This is a genomic window from Bradyrhizobium algeriense, assembly GCF_036924595.1.
GTDB classification, from domain to species: domain Bacteria; phylum Pseudomonadota; class Alphaproteobacteria; order Rhizobiales; family Xanthobacteraceae; genus Bradyrhizobium; species Bradyrhizobium algeriense.
In genome coordinates, this window is the sequence record NZ_JAZHRV010000001.1 from 5,907,440 (window position 1) to 5,928,392 (window position 20,953).

Genomic DNA, 20,953 nt, shown 5'->3' on the forward strand with positions numbered 1-20,953 from the left:
AAGAGCCGGATTGGCGGGGATGGTCAAAAATCCCTACGTTGCGGCAACACCTCCAACGCCCGAATCAGTTGCCGATGCCTGCTGCCGAAAACCTGATCAACGCGCCCGAATTCACCGTCTCGGAGCTGTCCTCCGCCCTGAAACGGACGGTGGAGGACGCCTATGGGCATGTCCGCGTCCGTGGCGAAATCTCCGGCTTTCGCGGGCCGCACTCCTCCGGCCACTGCTATTTCGCGCTGAAAGACGAGAGCGCCAAGATCGAGGCGGTGATCTGGAAGTTCGCCCACGCCCGGATGCGGTTCAAGCCGCAGGAGGGGCTCGAGGTCATCGCCACCGGCAAGCTCACGACCTATCCGGGCTCGTCGAAATACCAGATCGTCATCGAGGCGCTGGAGCCCGCCGGGATCGGCGCGCTGATGGCGCTGATGGAGGAGCGCAAGAAGAAGCTCGCGGCCGAAGGCCTGTTCGACGAGTCGCGAAAGCAATTGCTGCCGTGGCTGCCGGAGGTGATCGGCGTTGTCACCTCGCCGACGGGTGCGGTCATCAGAGACATCCTGCACCGGCTGCAGGACCGCTTTCCCCGCCGCGTGCTGGTGTGGCCGGTGAAGGTGCAGGGCGAAGGCTCGGCCGAGCAGGTGGCCGCCGCCATCCGCGGCTTCAATGCGCTGCCGGAAGCGGGAAAGATTCCACGGCCGGATCTCCTGATCGTCGCGCGCGGTGGCGGCTCGCTGGAGGATCTGTGGTCGTTCAACGAGGAGATTGTGGTTCGCGCCGCCGCCGACAGCATGATCCCGCTGATCTCGGCCGTCGGCCACGAAACCGATATCACGCTGATCGATTTCGCCGCCGACAAGCGCGCGCCGACGCCGACGGCCGCCGCTGAAATGGCGGTTCCGGTGCGCAGCGAATTGTTCGTCGAGGTCGAGAGTCTGGCGCGGCGCACGATGGTGTGCTGGCAGCGCGGGCAGGAGAGCCGCCGCAACGAATTGCGCGCAGCCGCCCGCGCCCTGCCCGGAGCGAGCGAACTGCTCGCAATCCCCAGGCAGCGGCTGGATCACCTCGGCGCCGCCCTGCCCCGCGGCTTGAAGGCCAATACGCATGCCCATCACCGCCGCTTTTCGCATCTGAGCGCCGGCCTGACGCTGAAGGTTTTGCGCGGGCAGGTTGCCCAGGCCGATCATCGCCTCACGGTGTCGGGCGAACGCATCCGGCTGTCCGCCCGCGCGCTACTGCGCAACCGGCGCGAACGCTTTGCCGGGCTCGAGGTCAGGTTGAAGGCCTCAAAACTCTCCAACGCCCAGGCGCAACGCAATGCGATCGCGCGCGACCGCGAACGTGCGCAACGGCTGGCCGAGCGCGCCCGCCGCGCGCTTCTGACCGCTCTGCAGCGCCTCGACGCGCGGGTCGCCCATAGCGGCCAATTGTTGGCGGCGCTGTCCTACCGCGGCGTGCTCGCGCGCGGCTTTGCCCTGGTGCGCGACGAACATGGCCACGCCGTGCATGCCGCCGCCGCGATCGGACCGAGCGCGCATCTGTCGATCGAATTCGCCGACGGCCGCGTCGGCGCCACCGCGGATGCCGATCGGCCGCAGGCCACGGCGCCCGCCGCGGGTACGCCGAAAGCGGGGCTGCATGAGGCGAAGCCGGCGGCGCCGAAGCGCGCGGCTAAGCCGGTTGATCAGGGCAGCCTCTTCTAGCGCGCCAGCCACTCCGTGACGCGTCGCTGCGCGTCCTTGCGCGCGTCCGCATCCGTGCCGATATGACCGCGTTCGGGCAACGCGGCGTCGGAGCCTGCGATCGCACGTAGCGGAAGGTTGGCGCGGTCAAAATCGTGGGATGCGCCGGGATAGACCACGATCTGCGCCAGCGCGCTGCGGCCACGGGCCTCCTCCACCACCTGGCGGCAGGCCTGTGGCGAACTGACGTCGTCCTGCGCGCCGATCAGCAGCAGCGTCGGCACCCGCGTGCTCCAGCCGAGGCCGGAGGAGATCCGGCAGTCCGGATAGAATGCGATGGCCGAGCGGAAGTCCGGTTCGATACCGCGCGCCGACGATTGCGGACGCACCGCCCACAGAACCGCGCTGGCGCCGTTCGCCCATCCCATCAGGCTGATCCGGTCACGCGCGGCCCAGGATTGCTGCGACAGCCATTGCCGCGACGCGTTGACGTCAGCCACCCGCTCGCGGCGGGCGAGCACGCGGCGCTCCTTGTCGCGGCATTGCGGGCCGAGCTCACGCGAGCCATAACTGTCCGGCAACAGCACCGCATGACCGGTCTTCAACAGCTGTTCCGCCCAGTCGCGGTAGCGCGGCTGCACCGGCTCGGACTGCCCGCCCAATCCGCCGCAGCCATGCAGCGCGATCACGGTGGGAAACGGGCCGTCACCATCAGGCTTGTAGAGCTGGGCATGCAGGGTCAGACCGGTCGCCGGGATATCGACCTGGCGCGGGGCCGGCAATTGCGCGGCACCGGCCGTGCAGGTCGGCGCAAGGAGCGTCAGGAATAGCGTTGCGGACAACAGGCGCATCGGTCTCTGTCGGATCGGTATGACGCTGCGGGCACGTTAAAATTCACGCTATCATGCACCTCGGCACAAAATCATCACAAGTAGGTCAGTTTCCGGGGCGGACAGTACGACCTATTTATGATAGATCGAATTTTGGAAAATATACTTAAGGCCAGCCCGTGCGCGGCCAATCGGAGAGTTTGACGGTGCTCAATAAATTCGGTCCCTCGGGCCATGGCGAAGCGCAGGTGCAATATCTGGACGGCGATTTCCGCGTGATCTCGCCAGGAACCTATGTGCGCTGCGCCATCACCGACGTGCGGATCCCGCTCGACGAATTGAAGTACTGGAGCGTCGACCTGCAGGAGGCCTATTCGGTCCCGACCGCCGTGCTGCAGCGGCATTTTCCCGGCGCGCTGAAGACTCAGGGCTGAGCCGTAGGGTGGGCAAAGGCGCATCGCGCCGTGCCCACCATCTATCGTCGAGCATTGTCTTGAAGGGTGGGCACGCGGAGCCTGTCATCGGGCGCGCATTCGCGCGACCCGTTGGCTTTGCCCACCCTTACGGTTTCTCCCGCGCCTTGAACAGCCGGTCAGCGACGAACTTCTGCAGCAGCGCCGCGTCGTCGAATTCGAGCGTTACGCCGAACGGCACGATCTGCTTTGCCCAATCCGGCAGGCTGCCGCCGTGCCGCAGCCGCGCCAGATCCTTTTCCGTCGTCACCAGCGTCAGCGCCTCGCCTCTCGCCTCGGCGATCAGGCTTTCGATCTCAGCTTGCGAATACGGGTGATGATCGGCGAAGGCGCGCTGCCCGACCACTTCGATGCCGCTGGCTCGCAGCGTGTTGAAGAATCGGGTGGGATCGCCGATGCCGGCAAACGCCAGCGCGCGCTTCCCCCGAAGCCGCGCGACCTGCGCCTCATCCGGCTTCAGATGCGCTGATAACACCGGCTTGCCTTGCGCCGCGATCTCGGCCGCAACCTGCTCTGCAGCACTGCCGTTGCCGACGATGATGAGCGCGTCGGTGCGCGCCAGTTGCGGCTGCAGCGGCGCGCGCAGCGGGCCCGCGGGAAATACCTGCCCGTTGCCTATTCCGCGCTCGCTGTCGATCACGATCAACGACGCATCCTTGACGACCGCCGGGCTCTGAAAGCCGTCGTCCATCAGGATCACGGTGGCGCCTCGCGACCGCGCCAGCGGCACGCCGTCCGCGCGCTTGCGCGACACCACGACCGGCAAATGGCCTGCCAGCATCAGCGGCTCGTCGCCGACATCGGAAGCTGCGTGCCTGGCAGGATCGACCCTGACCGGGCCGCGCAATTCGCCGCCATAGCCGCGGCTGAGCACGACCGGCGTCTCGCCGAGGTCGCGCAACAGCTTCGCCAGCGCCAGCACGGTCGGCGTCTTGCCGGCGCCGCCGACGTTATAATTGCCAACGCAGAGCACCGGAATGCCGGCGTTCAATCCCTTGCGCCGCAGGCGCTGTGCGGCGATGGCTCCGTAGAGTGCGGCGAGCGGTTTCAGGAGATGCGAATTGAGCGAGGCCGGGCCGTGCCAGAAGCCAGGCTCACGCATTGGCGGCTCCCATCTCGATCCGCAACTGCAACAGATACGGCTCGAGCGCGGAGAGCGTCCGCTCCAGCGCGCCGCCGAGCTGCCCGACCACGCGCTCGGACGCAGTCAGCACGGCTTCGCGCGCCTTGGGATCCGCGAGCATCTGCCCGAACTGCTTGACCAGCATTTCCTGCGTATCGGCCAGCCGCGCACCGCCGGCGGAATCGAGGGCTTCATAGACGTCGGTGAAATTGAAGACGTGGGGGCCGTGGATGACCGACGCACCGAGCTTGATCGCCTCGATCGGATTTTGTCCGCCATGCTCGACTAGCGATCCGCCCATGAACACGATCGGCGCCAGCCGGTAGAACAAGCCCAGTTCGCCCATGGTGTCGGCGACATAGATGTCGGTCGTGGCGGTAGGCAAATCCTCGTGCGAGCGCAAGGTCGGATTGAGGCCGGAAGCTGCGATCATGCGCGCGATGGCCTCGCCGCGATCGGGATGCCGCGGCACGATCACGGTCAACAGCTTTGGAAAATAGCCGGCGAGCGTGCGATGGGTTTCCGTCAGGATTTCCTCTTCGCCTGGATGCGTGGAGGCCGCGACCACCACCGGGCGGCCGCGCGTCATCGACATCAACATATCCAGTTTGTTGCCGTCGGCCGGCGGCGCAGGAACGTCGAGCTTGAGATTTCCCGTGACGATGACGTTGCGGCTGCCAAGCGCGGTAAAACGATCCGCATCGGTCTGCGATTGCGCCAGGCAGACTTCGAACTTGCCAAGCAGTGCCGAGATGGTCCCCGCGACCCGGCGCCAGCGCGGAAACGAGCGCTGAGACATCCGTCCGTTGATCAGCACCATCGGCAGCCGCCGCGCAGCGCTCGACAGGATCAGGTTCGGCCAAAGGTCGGATTCGATGAACAGCGCCAGCGAGGGCCGCCAGTGATCGAGAAACCGCGCGACGTAGCGTGGCGAATCATAGGGCACATATTGATGGATGACGTCAGTGGGGAACCGCTTGGCGACGATCGCAGCCGAAGTCACCGTGCCCGAGGTTAGGAGGATGCGCAGGTTCAAGGCCCGCAGCCGCTCGATCAGCGCCGCCGCCGCCAGCACCTCACCGACGCTGGCGCCATGAATCCACACCAGCGGCCCGGTGGGCCGGATATCGGCGCTCAGACCGCGGCGCTCGCCGACCCGCGCCGGATCTTCCTTGCCGAGCTTCAACCGCCGGCTGATCAACGCTGGTGACAGCGGTACCATCGCGGACGACAGTTTCCGGTAGACGCGCAACGTCATCGGCAGCGAATTAGCCAAGAGCGGCCTCCGGACGCCCGACGGCCTTATAGGCACGACGAGTCGCTTCGTTCAGATAAGATTCTACCTGAAGACGCAGCTTTTCCATAGTCTCGGCATCGGCATCCGGCGGCACGTATACATGTTCAATGCCTACCACCGCACCGCGCCCGAAGGGCAAATTGATGGTGGTGGAGTCCCAGTTCTTCAACCGGATGAACCTGGAGGTCACCATTGCAAACGGCATGATCGGCCGGCCGGACTCCCGCGCCAGCATGATGATGCCCAGCCCCACCACCCGCGCCCGTTTTGGCACGTCGGCGGTGGTTGCGACGTTCCACTTGTCCTCCAGAGCCTGCAGCATTTCCCTGAAGGCGCCGACGCCGCCCTTGCGGTGAAAGGCGCCGCCATGATCGCCGGAGCCTCGGATGGTTCCGATGCCGAGCCGCTCGGCAGCAATGGCGTTGAACTCGCCGTCGCGATGTCGCGAAATCAGGACCTTGGCGCGGTAGCTCTCCTTGGTCTTGATGAACGGCGTCATCAAATGCTGGCCGTGCCAGAACGCGAAGATGGCCGGCATCTCCGGCTCGACGATGTCATAGACGTCGGCAGGCTCATAGGTGAAGCGGTTGGTCAGCCAGACCAGCCGCAGATATTCGGCCGCGAGCACACCCAGCGCGCGCTGAACCCAGCTGCTGCGCAGCAAATCGCGAAGGAATCGTTTCAACTGCAGGACTTCTTAACTGGAGGACTTCGTGTCTTGACCTGGATCGAGCAGCCGGTGGAGGTGAACCACGAAGTAGCGCATGTGGGCGTTGTCCACGGTCTGCTGCGCCTTCGCCTTCCAGGCCGCGAGCGCGGATGCGTAGTTGGGATACACGCCGACGATATCGACCTGGTCGAGATCCTTGAACGTGACGTGTTCGAGATCGGTCAACTCGCCGCCGATGACGAGATGAAGCAATTGCTGCGGGGCACTATCTGGCATGATGGTCTTTCCTAACGAGGTGCCCGGCAGGCGAGAGCGGCAACGTATATCGCGGCGTGGACGGGATGATCTGTGGCACGGATTTCGACCGATTCAGGGCAGCGGACGATTTCGGAAATGCTCGACAATGCGCGCATGCCGATCGTATCCCGCCGCCACCAGCACCCCGTGCACCACTTCCCGGCGATTATACTCAATCGCATCCCCCGAGAGCGCGGTCATTCTACCATTCGCTTCCTGCACGATCAAATTCGCCGCGGCAAGATCCCAGTCGCGGCTCTGACCGCCTGCAAAAGCGGCATCGAGGCTGCCGTCGGCGACCCGGCACAGCCGAAGCGCCAGCGATCCGATCCGCGGATGCAGCGTAATCTCATCCGGTGACGAACTCAGCCGCTGCACCAGCGGCTTCGGGCCGGCCATGCGGGAAAAATCGAGCTCGTGGCCCGCGGCCGCACGCACAGGCCTTTCGTTGCGCGTGGTGCCCTGCCCGCGAACTGCGAAGAAGAATTCGTCGCTGGCGGGAGCGAACACCGCCCCCAGCACCGGTGCCGACCCCCCAACCAGCGCCACGCTCACGCACCAGTCCTCGCGGCCGGCAAGATAGGCGCGGGTGCCGTCGATCGGGTCGACGATCCAGACCAGTTCCTTGCCGAGACGGCTGTCATCATCGACGCTTTCTTCCGACAGCCAGCCATAATCCGGCGTCGCCGCGCGCAGCCGCCGCTCGACGAGGTCGTTGACGGCGATGTCGGCCTCGGAGACCGGCGACGAGGCGCCCTTGATCCAGTTCTTCAGTTCGGTGCGAAACAGCGACAAGGCCAGCGCGCCGGCCTCGCGCACGGTATCCCTCAGCAGCGCGGCATCGCGCGCCCAGATCGCGTCGGCGATATCAGCGTCCGCCAAGCGTCAGGCCCTCGATACGCAGTGTCGGCGCGTTGACGCCGTAGCGGAATTCCAGGTCGTTGGCCGCGACCAGCGATTTGAACATCGGCAGCAGATGGCCCGCGATCGTCACCTCGCTAACGGGGTAAGTGATCTCGCCGTTCTCGATCCAGAAGCCGGAAGCGCCGCGGCTGTAATCGCCGGTCACGCCGTTGACGCCGGAGCCGATCAGGTCGGTGACGTAAAAGCCCTGCTTGATGTCAGAGATCAGTTGCTTCGGCGTCATCTCGCCGGGCTCGAGGTGCAGATTATACGATCCCGGCGACGGCGAAGACGAGACGCCGCGATGGGCATGCCCCGTGGTGACCAGCCCGAGTTCGCGCGCGGTCGCGCAATCGAGCAGCCACGTGGTCAGCACCCCCTCGTCGATGAGCGCGATCTTCTTCACCCTTACACCCTCGGCATCGAAGGTCTGCGACCGCAGGCCGCGCACCCGCAAGGGATCGTCGATGATGCGGATGTTCTTCGCGAACAGCTGCTCGCCCATCCGGTCTTTCAGAAAGCTGGTCTTGCGCGCGATCGAGGCGCCGTTGATGGCGCCGACAAGATGACCGACCAGCGATCCCGACACCCGGGGATCGTACACCACCGGCACCTTGCAGGTCTCGACCTTGCGCGGATTGGCCCGCGCCACGGTGCGTTCTCCCGCGCTGCGGCCGACGCTTTCGGGCGAAGCGAGGTCGGACGCATGGGGTGCCGAGGTGAAATCGTAATCGCGCTCCATGCCGGTGCCTTCGCCCGATATCGCAGTCATCGAGATGCCGTGGCTGGAACGCAAATAGGAGCCGTGGAAGCCGGTCGAGGTCACCAGCACCATGCCGCCGATGCCGCTCGAGGCGGACGCGCCGCCTGATTTGGTAACGCCCTTGACCGCCATGCCTGCGGCTTCGGCCTCGCAGGCGCGGCGTTCCAGTTCGGACGTCGAGGGAACCTCGCGGTCGAGCAGATCGAGATCGGCGAACTCGCGCGCCAGCAGCGACGGATCGGCGAGACCGACATATTTGTCGTCAGGCGCAACGCGGGCCATCGCGACCGCCCGCTCGGCGAGTTTTGCGACGCCATCGCCGGAAATATCGTTGGTGGAGACCACGGCCTGGCGTTGCCCGACCAATACGCGCAATCCGACATCGTCGCCTTCGGAGCGCTCGGATTCCTCGACCCGGCCCTCACGCACTTCGACACCCTGCGAGACGCCGCGGACCGCAACCGCATCTGCGGCGTCCGCGCCAGCGCGCTTGGCGGCCTCGACCAGCCGCTGCGCCAGCGTCGAGAGCGCCGATTGGTCGAACAGACCGGAGGTCATGTCGGAAGTCTTCGAAAGCGGCGAAGCGGTGGATGGTGAAGAGTTCACAAACAAAATCCCTGACATTGAAGAGGGCGGGAACGCAAATCGACAAGGCCCTCAGATGTGCCTGATTCACGGGGATTTCAAGCATTTTGCGCTGCCAAATGCCAAACAATTTCGGCATTTGGGCAAGGTCTCGTCAATCATGCGTGCCAAGGTCTTGTCAATCATGCGGGAAGATCCAGGGCGGGTGACGTCTCCTTAACCAGGCTTTTTAAGGCGAAACGGAAACGCTTCCGCTAAGGTCTCGCGTATCGACCGGGAACATAATCCCGGCGGGGAGATGAGAGCCGTGAGGCGTCAAACAGCAATAAGCGGGATCAATCCCGCCGGGTCGAGCCGTGTCATGCGGCTCGACCCTCTTTCTCTGCCGCTTAGCTTCCATGCGCACGATACCCGCGCAGACGGCGGCGTGCGGAGGGTAGAACTTCATCGCGAGCGTGTCGTGCTGCACCGTGCCGTCAAGGGCATGCGGATGGCAATCAACGTCCGCGTCAGCGACTTTCTCGGCGTCGCGCTGCGTGGTCTCGACGACGCGCAGATGCTCGTGCTGGCGCATCGCGATCCGTCGCTGAACATTCCCTTGTGCGTGAGCTCCGACCACGACGAGATCGCCACCGCCTGGCAAATGTGGAGCGACATCCTCGCGCTGCCGCTGTTGGCGGAAGAAGATGACAACAGCGAACCGGCCGCCCGCCGCCGCCGCCACAACGCGATCCGCGCCCGCCGCCCGAAATTTCTGGTGCGCCGCCGGGGCGGTAATTTGCTCAACACTGACACCGTTCATCGGGACGAGCGCGAGATCATCGCACGGGATTGAGACTAAGCGCGCCCTTCGCTGCATGCTGACTGTCATACCGCCGCGCGCATGTGGGGGTATCCAGTACGCTACGCCCTATCCACGTCATTGCGAGCGTAGCGAAGCAATCCATGCCTCAATGTGGGGATAGATGGATTGCTTCGCTGCGCTCGCAATGACGTGGATACGCCTTCGCATTCTCGCGACGCCTTTCGCCCGAGGTTTGCTGGATAACTTCCCGCCCTCTTTGTCGGAGGGCGCAGGGAAGACCGGGTGCTTGCTGCACCCGCGGTCTCGGATGTTGCTCCGCTCATCCGGGCTACGAAGCTACTGGAAATTAACAAGTTCGATAATCAGATGAGCAACGGAGGCTAGATGGCAGAGACCATTGTTCGTTTTATCGGCGCATTGATCCAGGCGGCGCTTGAACTGCTCGTCCAGCATACGGGCAAGAAAGCTCTGTCTCTTTGGGGCCGCAAGTCGAATCCCTTTATCGAATTGCTGATTGGTCTGGTCGTCTGGAGTGTCGCCGGACTTCTGTTGGTCGCGGTTATTGCAGCGCTCACGGCAAAACCATGACGATGCCGAGTTCTCCCTTCAGAATGTCTTGGGCTGCAACCAAGATGTGCCGCGAAGTCGTTCTTCGTGCCGGTCCGTAGGGTGGGCAAAGCGAAGCGTGCCCACCATCAAACAGCACGCTCGGTGATAGATGGTGGGCACGTCGCTTGCGCTCCTTTGCCCACCCTACGCAGCTACGAATTCAGCGCATCACTGCGTCCACGAGCAATCCCGCAGACAGCAGCAGCCCTGCGTCGCGGTTGGAATAGAATATGCGCCGGCACAGCGCGGGATCGCTGATGTCCAGTCGCCTGATCTGCCAGGCCAGATGCGCGGCGAACGCGACCAGACCGGTCCATGCCGGCCAGCGCGCGCCGCCCAGCGCCAGCGCGATGCCGATCAAAATTACCGCAAGCGAATAGAACACCGCGAGCGCGCGATGGGTGCGCGCGCCGAACAGGCGCGCCGTTGACTTGATGCCGATCAGCGCATCGTCCTCGGTGTCCTGATGGGCGTAGATCGTGTCGTAGCCGATGACCCAGGCGATTGAGCCGGCGTAGAGCGCGAGCGCCGTCAGATCGATCCGCCCGAGCGTGACGGCGAATCCCATCAGCGCGCCCCATGAGAACGCCAGGCCGAGCACGACCTGCGGCCACCAGGTGATGCGCTTCATGAAGGGATAGATCGCGACGATGACGAGCGAGGCGATGCCGGTCATGATCGCAAACCAGTTGAACTGCAGCAGTACCAGAAGTCCGACCAGCGCCTGCAGGACAAGGAAGGCAAATGCCTGCGCCACGCTGATCTGCCCGGCGGGCAATGGCCGCGACCGCGTCCGCTCGACGCGCGCGTCGAGATCGCGGTCGGTGATGTCGTTCCAGGCGCACCCCGCCCCGCGCATGACAAAGGCGCCGATCAAGAACAGCACGATCACGAGCGGCAATTGCGAGACGTCGCGGGCAATGCCGGCGGCCAGCGCCGCCGACCACCAGCACGGCATCAGCAACAGCCACGATCCGATCGGACGGTCGAAACGGGAGAGCCGCAAATAGGGCCGCGACCAGGACGGCGCGCGCGTATCGACCCAGTTGCCGGTGGCATCGGCAACGCGGGTGGTCGCGTCGCTCATCGAGCCGGGATCATCGCGCGAGAACGTTGCCGTTCAACGTATCGAAGGTGCTGCCGCCCTTCTTCACGGCTTGCGCCTCAGGCAGCGCCGCCGAAGAGCCAAGCACTTCGCTCAGGCTCGGACCGGCCGGTCCCCGCGCCTGCGCCTGCTGCGCGACGGCGCAGACCTGCTTCTGCATCTTCTCGGTGTTCTTGTGGCCGTTCTTGAGCTGGTCGGCGATCTGCGGCGGAATTCCGCATTTGGCCGAGTTGGTCTCGACATATTTGATCATCTTCAATTCGGCCTGGCCGAAATTGCCGATCAGCTTGCAGGCCTCGTCCGGCGGCGCCTTGCGGTCGCTCGCGGCCTTGATCAGCTTGCCTCGCTTCTCGGCCTCCTCGCGCAGGGGAACGAAACCTTTCATGCAGGCGTCTGCCCCACCGCTGGCCTGTGGCGGCGGCCCACTGAATCCGCTGGAAACCGGAGCCGCACCTTGCGACGGGAACGGCGACGGCGCGCCGACCGAGGCCGACGGCGCAGCGCCATTCACCGGCGGAAACGGAGAGGCCGCGGCAGGTGCCGCGCTCTGGTTGGGCAATGGCGCCGGGAACGCGCTCTGCGCAAGCGCTTGCCCGGCGTGAACGGTCACGACGACAGCGGTCAGCGGCACAATCAGGCGGCGGATCATCAAGGGTGTATCTCCGGCGAGGTCCAGGCAACGCTGGCGTGTTCCGAACGAAGCAGATTTGCAATGGGCAATTTTACGATTCCTGCCGACGCTTAACAACCCGTTGATTGGGGCAGCAGCACGGCGCATGGCCGCCGGTAAGCCAACAATGGCCTCCGGATTCTAGCGCTTTAGGCTAAAAGCGCCCGGAAACGGAACATTTCAGATGCCGTACCCGGTTTCGTGACCGTCCAGGTGGCGCATTCCGGCTGCAGCTGGTCGCGACGCGTTTCATCCAGGTCACAAGGGATCGATGGCACGGAGGAGCGGAGCGGATGCGGGCCAGAAGTCGCCCGGCCCCAGCACTTCGTTCAGGTCCGGATCCGCTGAGGGGCGCTGCTGCGCCATCTTGCAGACCTGCTTCTGCACCTTCTCGGTGTTCTTGTGGCCGTTCCTGAGCTGATCGGCGATCCGCGGCGGAATTCCGCATTTGGCCGAGTTCGACTCGATATATTTGATCATCTTCACTTCGGCCTGGCCGAAATTTCCAATCAGCTTGCAGGCCTCATCGGGCGGCGCCTTGCGGTCGCTCGCGGCCTTGATCAGTTTGCTGCGCCGCTCGGCTTCCTCGCGCAAGGGAGCGAAACCTTTCATGCAAGCGTCCACAGGGCCGCTGGTCTGCGGCGGCGCACCGCCGAACGCAGGGCTGGCAATCGGCGCGCTGTTGCTCGCGGGCGCTTCGGCCTGGCCGGGCAGCGGCGCAGGAAATGTGCCCTGCGCGAATGCCAGCCCGGCGTGATGGGTCGCGACGGCCAAGGTTAGCGGCACAATCAGTCGGCGGATGATCAACGGTTTCTCTCGGGCGCAATCGGGGCGAGCACTACGATTTAAGCGCTTTATGTTACCCCTCAACAACCCCTGAAAATGAGGCGATAGCGCGGCGCAGGGCCACGCTGGGGCGCCAAACTTGGGCTCCGGATTTTGCCGCTTTAGGCTAAAAGCGCCCCGGAAACGGAAAACCTCGCCATGCCTGACCTCGACTTTCGCGCCCCTCGCCTGTTCGTCGACGCCCCCTTGCAGCAGGGCGCGCGGATCGAACTGGAGCGCAACCAGAGCAATTATCTCGGCAACGTGCTCAGGCTTTCGGCCGGCGAATCGATCCTGGTGTTCAACGGCCGCGACGGCGAATGGCGGGCGCAGATCGAGGGCCGCAAGCGGCCGGACAGCCTGACCATCGTCGCGCGGACGCGGCCGCAGGATCGCCTGCCCGATATCGCCTATGTCTTTGCGCCGCTGAAACACGCTCGCCTCGACTACATGGTGCAGAAGGCCGTCGAGATGGGGGTCTCAAGGCTGCAGCCGGTGTTGACGCGGCACACCCAGATTTCGCGGGTCAACGTTGAGCGGATGCGTGCCAACGTTATCGAAGCCGCCGAGCAATGCGGCATCCTGAGCCTTGCCGATGTTGCCGAGCCGATGCCGTTCGATCGGTTTCTGACCCAGCGCCAGCCGGAGCGTCTACTGGTTTTCTGCGACGAGGCGGCGGAAACCACCTCGCCACTGCAGGCCCTGCAAAACGGGTTAACCGCAGCTAGCGGCATCGACATCCTGATCGGCCCCGAGGGCGGATTTGCCGACGAAGAACGCGCGCTGCTGCTGCGGCAGCCGAGGACGCTGCGGCTGTCTTTGGGCCCCCGCATCCTGCGCGCGGATACCGCCGGCGTCGCCGCGCTGGCGCTGGTGCAGACGGTGCTGGGGGATTGGCTGGCACGGGCCCGGCTGGCACGGGCCCGGCCAGCCAACGGAAGGCTAACCGTTAAGCCACCGGCCATTAATTCAGTTGGCCAATCCCTGTCGAAACGCCGCCCCGGCCATGCTAAGGCCTGCGCCAACGAGGCCCCTCGGAACCCCGGGGAACCCCAAACGAACCCTGGAACCCGGTTTTTCCGGATATTTGGACCTGAAATGACCGCGACCGCCGCCATCACAGGTGCTGCCGGATCCGCCGCCTGGGCGGACGCCCTGCTATTGTCGTTTGCACAAGGCGGCTACGTCCAGGCCCACCCCGGCATCCTGCAGCCGGCGGAGCCGTTCCTCGACCTTTCCGGTGAGGACATCCGCAAGAGCCTTTACCTGACCACCGACCCGTCCGGCGAGGAACTCTGCCTGCGGCCCGACCTCACCATTCCGGTGGCGCGCGATTATCTCGCCTCTGCCAGCGCCGGAAAGCCCGCGGGCTTCAGCTATCTCGGGCCGGTGTTCCGCTATCGCGGCGGCCAGCCCAGCGAATTTCTGCAGGCCGGCATCGAATCCTTTGGCCGGCAGGACCGCGCGGCGGCGGATGCGGAAATGCTGGCGCTGGCGCTGGAAGCGACCACAGCTTTCGGATTGAAGGATGTCGACATCCGCACCGGCGACGTCGCGCTTTTCACGGCGCTGATCGACGCGCTCAATCTCTATCCGGTATGGCGGCGGCGGCTGATCAAGGACTTCAACCGCAAGGTCAGCCTCGCCGAGGACATCGAGCGGCTGACGCTTGCGACCGCGCCCGGCCGCAACGAATATGAGGGCGTGCTGGCGGCGCTTGCCGGCTCCGACCGCAAGGCGGCGCTGGCGCTGGTCACCGATTTGATGTCGATCGCCGGCACCACCAATGTCGGCGGACGAACGGTCGCCGAAATCGCCGACCGCTTCCTCGAACAATCGACGCTGAAGGGCGGTGCGTTGCCGCGCGATGCGCTTGCCATCATCAAGCGCTTCCTCGCGATCGCGGGTGATCCCGATGAATCGGTGGCGCAACTGCGTGCGCTCGCCGCTGACGCCAAGCTCGATCTCGCCGCCGCCATCGACCAGCTCGAAAGCCGCGTCGGATTCATGGCCGCGCGCGGCATCGACACGAAGCTGACGCGGTTTTCCACCTCGTTCGGCCGCGGGCTCGACTACTACACCGGCTTCGAATTCGAGCTGCACGGCAAAGGAAATACCAAAGGCAACGGCGTCGAGCCGCTGGTGGCCGGCGGTCGCTATGATGGCCTGATGACGCAGCTCGGTTCGCCCGCACCGATCCCGGCGGTCGGCTTCTCGGTGTGGATCGAGGCTTTGACGAAGCTAGGGAGCGCCGCATGACCGCCCCCTTCGTTCTCGCCGTTCCGTCCAAGGGCCGCCTGCAGGAGAACGCCGAGGCGTTTTTCACGCGCGCGGGGCTCTCGCTGGCGAAACCGCGCGGCGCGCGCGATTATCGCGGCACGATTTCCGGCCTCGACAATGTCGAGATCGCCTATCTCTCCGCGAGCGAAATCGCCTCGCAACTGGCGCGCGGCATGGTGCATCTCGGCGTCACCGGCGAGGACCTGTTGCGCGAAAGCATTGCGGATGCCGACAAGCGCGTGCTGCTGATCGACAATCTCGGCTTCGGCAGCGCCAATGTCGTGGTCGCGGTGCCGCAGGCCTGGATCGACGTCCGCACCATGGCCGACCTCGACGACGTCACGACCGGTTTCCGCGCGAAGCATAATCGGCGGATGCGGGTCGCAACCAAATACATCAACCTGACGCGCAACTTCTTCGCCGCCCACGGCGTGGTCGATTACCGCATCGTCGAAAGCGCCGGCGCCACCGAGGGCGCGCCCGCGGTCGGCACCGCCGAGATGATCGTCGACATCACCACCACGGGCGCGACGCTCGCCGCCAATGGTCTCAAGGTGCTGGACGACGGCGTGATCCTGCGCAGCCAGGCCAACCTCGTGGCGTCAAAGGATGCCGACTGGTCGGCTGACGCCCGCGAGACCGCGCGCGTCATCCTCGACCACATCGCCGCACGCGCCCGGGCCAGCAAATATCGCGAGGTGCGAACGCGCTTCGCCGGCTGCAACGATGCGTTGCTGGCGGAGGCGCATAATCGTTTTGGCGTGGTGGCGCCGTTCGGCGGACCGACCTCGTCGGGCATGATCACGCTGCACTGCCCGCCGATGCAGCTTTACGCGCTCGGCAGTTTCCTGCGTGAGCATGGCGCCGACACGGTGTCGATCGCCTCGCTCGACTACGTGCTCGACCGGGAAAACCCGTTATTTGCCAGGCTCGAGGCGTTCTTGCGGCAATGAGGCTGCCGTTTCGTTCATCGTTGCGACAGACTCTGGCAGGTAACATATACGATTGGATGATCTGGGACCTGATCGATGACGCTGGGCTCTGACGTTTCCCGCCTGTCGACGACCGCAGCCAGCGCCGCGGCGCAAGGCCTGTCGATCGTCGTACCGCTGTACAACGAGGCGGCAGGGCTCGCTTTGCTGCACGAGCGGCTGGTCGGCCTCGCCCGCACGCTGAAGGCACGTTTCGGCCTTGCCAGCGAAGTGGTCTATGTCGACGACGGCAGCGCCGACAATACGCTTGCGATCGCGCGCACGCTTAACGCTGATGCGCTCGACATCCAGGTGGTGTCGCTGTCGCGCAATTTCGGCAAGGAAGCGGCGCTGATGGCGGGGCTGGACCATGCCCGCCGCGGCGCTGTCCTGTTCATGGACGGTGACGGCCAGCATCCGCCGAGCCTGGTCGAAAAGCTGGTCGCGCACTGGATCGATGACGGCTACGACGTCGTCTATACGGCGAAGGCTAATCGCGACAATGAATCGTTCCTGCGCCGCCAGGCGGTGCACGGCTTCTACGCGCTGATCAACTGGGGCGCACGGCAGAAAATCCCCGAGGACGCCGGCGATTTCCGCCTGCTGTCGCCGCGCGCCGCCGCCGCACTGCGGCAGCTTCCCGAGCGCAACCGCTTCTTCAAGGGACTGGCGAGCTGGATCGGCTTCCGCCAGATCCGCGTCGATTATGAACCGGCGCCGCGCGCACACGGCGTCACCACCTTCAGCCCCGGCCGGCTGGTGGGGCTGTCGATCGAGGGATTGACGTCGTTCTCAGTGGCGCCGCTGCGCTTTGCGAGCCTGTTCGGCGTGCTGCTTGCCGTCGGCGCCTTCCTGTTCGGCCTGACTATTCTCTGGGAAGTCTGGACCACCGGCAAGCAGGTCCCCGGCTATCCCTCGCTGGTGATCGGCCTGATGACGATCGGCGGCGTGCAACTCATCATGATCGGCATCGTCGGCGAATATATCGGCAAGATCCTCTCCGAGTTGAAGGCGCGGCCGATCTACTTCGTCGCCGAGCATTCCGAAAAGCGCGCCGATGGCGAGACCACGGCCAGCGTCGAACGGACCGCCGCCGAATGAACGACGCTGCGCTGCGCCGGATCTGGCTGTGCGCCGACGATTACGGACTGGCCGAGGGCGTCAACCGCGCCATTCGCGATTTGATCTCCCGCGGCCGTCTCAATGCCACCTCGGTGATGGTGGTAGGCTCAGCGATCGGACGCAGCGAGGTCGCCGCGCTGCAGGATCTCGCGGCGAACAGCCCGCGCTGCGCGATCGGGCTGCATGCGACGCTGACCGCGCCGTTTCGTCCGCTGACGATGCACTTCCGCCCCACCGACGGCGGCCTGTTTCTGCCGTTTCCGAATCTCTTGCGCGCGGGCCTGCTGCGGCGGCTCGACCCTGAAATGATCGAAGACGAACTTCTGGCCCAGCTCGCGGCGTTCAAGGAGCTGTTCGGCCGCGCGCCCGATTTCGTCGACGGCCATCAGCACGCGCAACTCTTTCCGCAGGTGCGCGACGCCTTCCTGCGCGCGGTGAAGGAAGCCGCCCCCGCCGCCTGGGTACGCCAGGGCGGGCGCCTCAAGCCGCTGGCCGGGCTGCTCGGCGCGCCCAAGGCGCTGGTGCTCGACATTCTCAGCGCGCAATTCCGCAAGCGCGCCACCCGTGCCGGCATCCCGTTCAATCCCGCCTTCGCCGGCGCCTATGATTTTTCAAAAGAACCCGATTTCGCGGTGCTGATGGGTGAGTTCCTTCGGGAATTGCCGGATGGCGCGCTCGTGATGTGCCACCCTGGATTCGTCGACCCAACGCTCGAAAGCCTCGACCCCCTCACCACCCAGCGCGAGGCGGAACATGCGTATCTCGCAAGCGATCGATTCCCGGCATTGCTGGCGGCGAATAAAGTTACATTGAGTTGATAAGACTCAACAAATCCCGGCGTTTTGTCGCATACCAAAATTTAATTCGGCCACCCACTACTTGCGACACAAACCCCGTCCTACATCTCTCCGGCGCGTTGACGACGATCCGACGCGAGGGAGAGGGCCATGACACCGCAAGAACGCCAACTGATTGACGGTCTTTTCGACCGGCTCACCAAGCTGGAGAACGCCCCGCGCGATGCGGAGGCGATGTCAGCGATCATGCAGGGCCTGCGCAACGCGCCCAATGCGGTCTATGCGCTGGTGCAAACGACGCTGGTGCAGGACGAAGCGCTGAAGCGCGCCGACATGCGCATCCAGGAATTGGAAGCGGCAGCGGGTCAGCAAAATCAATCCGGCGGCTTCCTCGATTCGATGCGCGATGCGATCTTCGGGCAGAACCAGCCGCAAGGTTCGTCACATGGTTCGGTACCCAACGTTCGTGCGCCCGAGATGGGCGGCAATTCGGGCGGCAGCCGTCCGGCGTGGAACACGGGCCAGGTCTTGCAGCAGAGCCAACCGCCCGGACAATATAATCAGCCGTCCTATGCCCAGCCCCAGCTCTATGGCGCGCAGCCGCCGCAGCAGTCGCCGTTCGGCGGCGGTGGCGGCTCGTTCCTCGGCACCGCAGCGGCGGCCGCGGTCGGCGTGGTCGGCGGCTCGTTGCTGGCCGGCAGCCTCCGTTCGATGATGGGCGGCGGCGGCAACCACCAAAGCTTCGGCGACACGGCCAACCATAGCGGCGGAATCGAAGACCGCAGGCCGTGGAGCGACCAGTCCGGCGGCGACCTGGCGCGCGACGCCGGGATCAACGACATCGGTTCGCGCGGCTCGTCCAGCCAGCGCGCCGACAACAACGACAACGATTCCGGTTCGCGGCAGGGCTTCTTCGATCAGGCCTCGCATGACGATGACGACATGGACCACGATGCCGACGGCTTCGACGGCGACGATGGTGGTGATGGCGATTACGCGTGAGCGGTGTCTGAGTTGAAAAGTCAAAACGGCCGCCCGATCAGGCGGCCGTTTTTTTGTTGGGACGGATCGTAGCCCGGATGGGGCCAACGGGTGCGCGAGTGCGCGCCCCGTTGGCCCCATCCGGGCTACGATCAAAACAATCAGATCACCACGACCCTGGCGCCGACGCCGACGCGGCCGTAGAGATCGATGACGTCTTCATTGCGCATACGGATGCAGCCGGACGACACGTTGGTGCCGATAGTCCAGGGCTCGTTGGAGCCGTGGATGCGATAGAGCGACGAACCCAGATACATCGCGCGCGCGCCGAGCGGATTTTGCGGGCCGCCTTCCATGTACCGCGGCAGATCGGGGCGCCGCGCCAACATTTCGGGCGGCGGCGTCCAGGCCGGCCATTCCTTCTTCGCGGAGACGGTCTTGACGCCTGACCAGGTGAAGCCGGGGCGGCCGACGCCGACGCCGTAGCGCAGCGCCTTGCCGTCGCCCTGCACCAGGAACAGGAACTTGTTCGGGGTGTCGATCACGATCGTCCCTGCGCTTTCCTTGCCGTGATACTCGACTACCTGCTTTTCGTATTTCGGATCGAGCGGACGTTGTGCGAGGTCGATCTCCTCCTCCCCGCGCATCGACTGCTGCGGATCCATCGGCGGCAGCAGCGCGCGCCGCCCGCCATATCCGTAGTCAGGCTGCGTCTGATAGGCCGGCTGTTGCTGATAGCGTCCGCCTTGCGGCAGGTCGCCGAACAGGAATTCGATGAAGCCGCCGCCCATCCGCGAGCGTTCGGCAGCGGCCATGCGCACCGGCGCCGGCTGCGCGGGCTCGCGGGCGTAGATCACGGCGGGTTCGGCAATTGGCGAGGCGTCGATCGCAAAAGCCTCACTGGAGAAGCAAAGGCAAGACGCGCTCGCAAGGAGCGCAAGGGAGATTTTTCCGGACATCGACGTACTCTGTACTGATCGTCATTGCGGGTTGGCGGCAGCGGCGCGACGAGCACCGCTGCACGCGATCAATACAAATCAAAACCTAATCGGTTTGGTAAACAGATCAGCCGTTTCGATTCACCATTTCGGCAATCGCGCGCTGATTTGCCCGGTAGCGTTTATTTTGCATGAACGCCGCCCCTCATGGTTAATCGTTGGTATGCGGCCGCGGGCAAACCGCGACCATGACGCGTTCCGGCGTGAACCTCACGTTAAATCGCATCGGTCTAGAACACACACGGAAGTGTAGGGGTGGGAAAAACTCATGTCGGTCAATCGCAAGCGTTTTCGTATTGAACAAGCCCTTCTGGGCGACGCGCCAATTATGATGCCTGCCGCCGAAGGCGGCGAGATCGGCCCGATGCATCGTGAGATCATGGCCGAGCTGCGCGCGATCCGCGCACAGATGGCGGGCTTCGGCCACACCCGCGACGGTTCGACTGTCGCCACGGATATCGCACGCGAGACCGCGGATGCCCACGCGTTGCTGGAAACCTACCGCGCCCAGATCGAGCAGTGCGCGAAGCTGAAAGTCGAGCTCGATCTCATTCACGACGCCATCAACCGCACCAAGCGCGAAATCGCCACCCTGCACGGCAACAGCTTTGACGGCCAGGAAATGGCCAAGGTCAATGGCGAGCTCGGCGCCGTCGTCGGCGGCACCGAACAGGCCACCCAGCAGATTCTCGAGGCCGTCGAGGCGATCGACCAGGCCGCCACCGCATTGTCCAAGAACATCTCGCCCGACCAGCAAAAGCTGCTCAGCGAGGAAATCCAGGAACGCGTCGTCGCGATCTTCGAAGCCTGCAATTTCCAGGACTTGACGGGCCAGCGCATCAGCAAGGTGATGACGACGATGAAATTCATCGAAAAGCACATCATCGAGATGATGGAAATCTGGGGTGGCGTCGATGCCATCAAGGCGCACGCCCCGCCGATCGTCGATACCCGCGAAGGCGACGCCAAGCTGCTGAACGGCCCGAAGCTGGACGGCGACGACGGTCACGCCTCGCAGAACGACATCGACGCGCTGTTCGATTGATCGAACTGGTTAACGCAGACTAAATGGAAACGCCGGCTAGCTGCCGGCGTTTTTTGTTGATTTTTGCGCGGTCATTTCCGGGATGGTGCGTTAGCACCAGACCTCAGATGCGCAATTGCGCATCGGGG

The 20,953-nt window shown here is 64.7% G+C and carries 22 protein-coding genes and 1 pseudogene; 12 read left to right on the forward strand and 11 right to left on the reverse strand.

Annotation, left to right across the window (positions count from 1 at the left end):
* The first annotated feature begins 74 nt into the window (after positions 1-74).
* Positions 75-1,697, forward strand: coding sequence for an exodeoxyribonuclease VII large subunit (gene xseA, locus V1286_RS28530; protein ID WP_334485265.1), 1,623 nt, complete (start codon positions 75-77; stop codon positions 1,695-1,697).
* Here xseA and V1286_RS28535 read toward each other — a convergent pair.
* Positions 1,694-2,527, reverse strand: a complete 834-nt coding sequence (locus tag V1286_RS28535) for a dienelactone hydrolase family protein (protein ID WP_334485266.1) — start codon at positions 2,525-2,527, stop codon at positions 1,694-1,696. The two genes, xseA and V1286_RS28535, sit on opposite strands and share 4 nt — an antisense overlap.
* Before the next feature lie 185 nt (positions 2,528-2,712).
* On the opposite strand from V1286_RS28535, the gene V1286_RS28540 reads away from it, so the two are divergent.
* A complete protein-coding gene (locus V1286_RS28540) occupies positions 2,713-2,940 on the forward strand; it encodes a DUF2093 domain-containing protein (protein WP_108520004.1) in 228 nt (75 codons plus the stop codon).
* Positions 2,941-3,067: 127 nt separating this feature from the next.
* Here V1286_RS28540 and lpxK read toward each other — a convergent pair whose 3' ends face one another.
* From lpxK to V1286_RS28570, 6 genes are all read right to left on the reverse strand, one after another.
* Positions 3,068-4,081 carry a tetraacyldisaccharide 4'-kinase gene (gene lpxK, locus V1286_RS28545; RefSeq protein WP_334485268.1) on the reverse strand — a complete coding sequence of 338 codons (1,014 nt, stop codon included), beginning with the start codon at positions 4,079-4,081 and terminating at the stop codon, positions 3,068-3,070.
* Positions 4,074-5,378: a 3-deoxy-D-manno-octulosonic acid transferase gene (locus V1286_RS28550; protein WP_334485270.1), complete on the reverse strand. Its 1,305-nt coding sequence runs from the start codon at positions 5,376-5,378 to the stop codon at positions 4,074-4,076. The genes lpxK and V1286_RS28550 overlap by 8 nt, the downstream gene beginning before the upstream one ends.
* Positions 5,371-6,084 carry a lysophospholipid acyltransferase family protein gene (locus tag V1286_RS28555; RefSeq protein ID WP_334485272.1) on the reverse strand — a complete coding sequence of 238 codons (714 nt, stop codon included), beginning with the start codon at positions 6,082-6,084 and terminating at the stop codon, positions 5,371-5,373. The genes V1286_RS28550 and V1286_RS28555 overlap by 8 nt, the downstream gene beginning before the upstream one ends.
* Before the next feature lie 12 nt (positions 6,085-6,096).
* On the reverse strand, positions 6,097-6,345 hold the full coding sequence (locus tag V1286_RS28560; protein WP_108519953.1) for a DUF4170 domain-containing protein: 249 nt from the start codon (positions 6,343-6,345) through the stop codon (positions 6,097-6,099).
* Positions 6,346-6,438: 93 nt separating this feature from the next.
* The gene (locus tag V1286_RS28565; protein WP_334485274.1) at positions 6,439-7,248 is read right to left on the reverse strand and encodes a 3'(2'),5'-bisphosphate nucleotidase CysQ; all 810 of its coding nucleotides are present in this window, start codon (positions 7,246-7,248) and stop codon (positions 6,439-6,441) included.
* The gene (locus V1286_RS28570) at positions 7,235-8,638 is read right to left on the reverse strand and encodes a TldD/PmbA family protein (protein WP_244608497.1); all 1,404 of its coding nucleotides are present in this window, start codon (positions 8,636-8,638) and stop codon (positions 7,235-7,237) included. The genes V1286_RS28565 and V1286_RS28570 overlap by 14 nt, the downstream gene beginning before the upstream one ends.
* Here V1286_RS28570 and V1286_RS28575 point away from each other — a divergent pair.
* From V1286_RS28575 to V1286_RS28585, 3 genes are all read left to right on the forward strand, one after another.
* Positions 8,589-8,837 carry a hypothetical protein gene (locus V1286_RS28575; RefSeq protein WP_334490282.1) on the forward strand — a complete coding sequence of 83 codons (249 nt, stop codon included), beginning with the start codon at positions 8,589-8,591 and terminating at the stop codon, positions 8,835-8,837. The genes V1286_RS28570 and V1286_RS28575 overlap by 50 nt on opposite strands.
* Positions 8,838-8,924: 87 nt before the next feature.
* Positions 8,925-9,452 (forward strand): DUF6101 family protein, encoded by a 528-nt coding sequence (locus V1286_RS28580; RefSeq protein ID WP_334485278.1) that lies wholly within the window; start codon positions 8,925-8,927, stop codon positions 9,450-9,452.
* Between the two features lie 354 nt (positions 9,453-9,806).
* Positions 9,807-10,010: a hypothetical protein gene (locus V1286_RS28585; protein WP_334485280.1), complete on the forward strand. Its 204-nt coding sequence runs from the start codon at positions 9,807-9,809 to the stop codon at positions 10,008-10,010.
* 181 nt (positions 10,011-10,191) lie between these two features.
* On the opposite strand, the gene ubiA is transcribed toward V1286_RS28585, so the two are convergent.
* The 3 genes from ubiA to V1286_RS28600 all read right to left on the reverse strand — a co-directional run bounded on the left by ubiA (position 10,192) and on the right by V1286_RS28600 (position 12,610).
* A complete protein-coding gene (ubiA, locus tag V1286_RS28590; RefSeq protein WP_334485282.1) occupies positions 10,192-11,118 on the reverse strand; it encodes a 4-hydroxybenzoate octaprenyltransferase in 927 nt (308 codons plus the stop codon).
* Positions 11,119-11,128: 10 nt separating this feature from the next.
* Entirely contained in the window at positions 11,129-11,785 is a 657-nt protein-coding gene (locus V1286_RS28595) for a hypothetical protein (RefSeq protein ID WP_334489968.1), read from the reverse strand.
* Positions 11,786-12,064: 279 nt separating this feature from the next.
* Positions 12,065-12,610 carry a hypothetical protein gene (locus V1286_RS28600; RefSeq protein ID WP_334489970.1) on the reverse strand — a complete coding sequence of 182 codons (546 nt, stop codon included), beginning with the start codon at positions 12,608-12,610 and terminating at the stop codon, positions 12,065-12,067.
* Positions 12,611-12,790: 180 nt separating this feature from the next.
* Here V1286_RS28600 and V1286_RS28605 point away from each other — a divergent pair.
* The 6 genes and pseudogenes from V1286_RS28605 to V1286_RS28630 all read left to right on the forward strand — a co-directional run.
* A pseudogene (locus tag V1286_RS28605) lies at positions 12,791-13,528 on the forward strand (16S rRNA (uracil(1498)-N(3))-methyltransferase); the annotation flags it as partial.
* A gap of 201 nt (positions 13,529-13,729) precedes the next feature.
* Positions 13,730-14,890: an ATP phosphoribosyltransferase regulatory subunit gene (locus tag V1286_RS28610; protein WP_334489973.1), complete on the forward strand. Its 1,161-nt coding sequence runs from the start codon at positions 13,730-13,732 to the stop codon at positions 14,888-14,890.
* Positions 14,887-15,864, forward strand: coding sequence for an ATP phosphoribosyltransferase (hisG, locus tag V1286_RS28615; RefSeq protein ID WP_334485284.1), 978 nt, complete (start codon positions 14,887-14,889; stop codon positions 15,862-15,864). The genes V1286_RS28610 and hisG overlap by 4 nt, the downstream gene beginning before the upstream one ends.
* A gap of 75 nt (positions 15,865-15,939) precedes the next feature.
* Positions 15,940-16,983 carry a glycosyltransferase family 2 protein gene (locus tag V1286_RS28620; protein WP_334485286.1) on the forward strand — a complete coding sequence of 348 codons (1,044 nt, stop codon included), beginning with the start codon at positions 15,940-15,942 and terminating at the stop codon, positions 16,981-16,983.
* Positions 16,980-17,822 (forward strand): ChbG/HpnK family deacetylase, encoded by an 843-nt coding sequence (locus V1286_RS28625; RefSeq protein ID WP_334485288.1) that lies wholly within the window; start codon positions 16,980-16,982, stop codon positions 17,820-17,822. Before V1286_RS28620 ends, V1286_RS28625 begins: the two co-directional genes overlap by 4 nt.
* A gap of 129 nt (positions 17,823-17,951) precedes the next feature.
* Entirely contained in the window at positions 17,952-18,803 is an 852-nt protein-coding gene (locus tag V1286_RS28630; protein WP_334485290.1) for a DUF2076 domain-containing protein, read from the forward strand.
* 140 nt (positions 18,804-18,943) lie between these two features.
* Here the strand turns inward: V1286_RS28630 and V1286_RS28635 are convergent, their stop codons facing one another.
* Positions 18,944-19,741 carry a L,D-transpeptidase gene (locus V1286_RS28635; protein ID WP_334485292.1) on the reverse strand — a complete coding sequence of 266 codons (798 nt, stop codon included), beginning with the start codon at positions 19,739-19,741 and terminating at the stop codon, positions 18,944-18,946.
* A gap of 307 nt (positions 19,742-20,048) precedes the next feature.
* Here V1286_RS28635 and V1286_RS28640 point away from each other — a divergent pair, with 307 nt between their 5' ends.
* Positions 20,049-20,825 (forward strand): protein phosphatase CheZ, encoded by a 777-nt coding sequence (locus V1286_RS28640; protein WP_334485295.1) that lies wholly within the window; start codon positions 20,049-20,051, stop codon positions 20,823-20,825.
* The last annotated feature ends 128 nt before the right edge of the window (positions 20,826-20,953 follow it).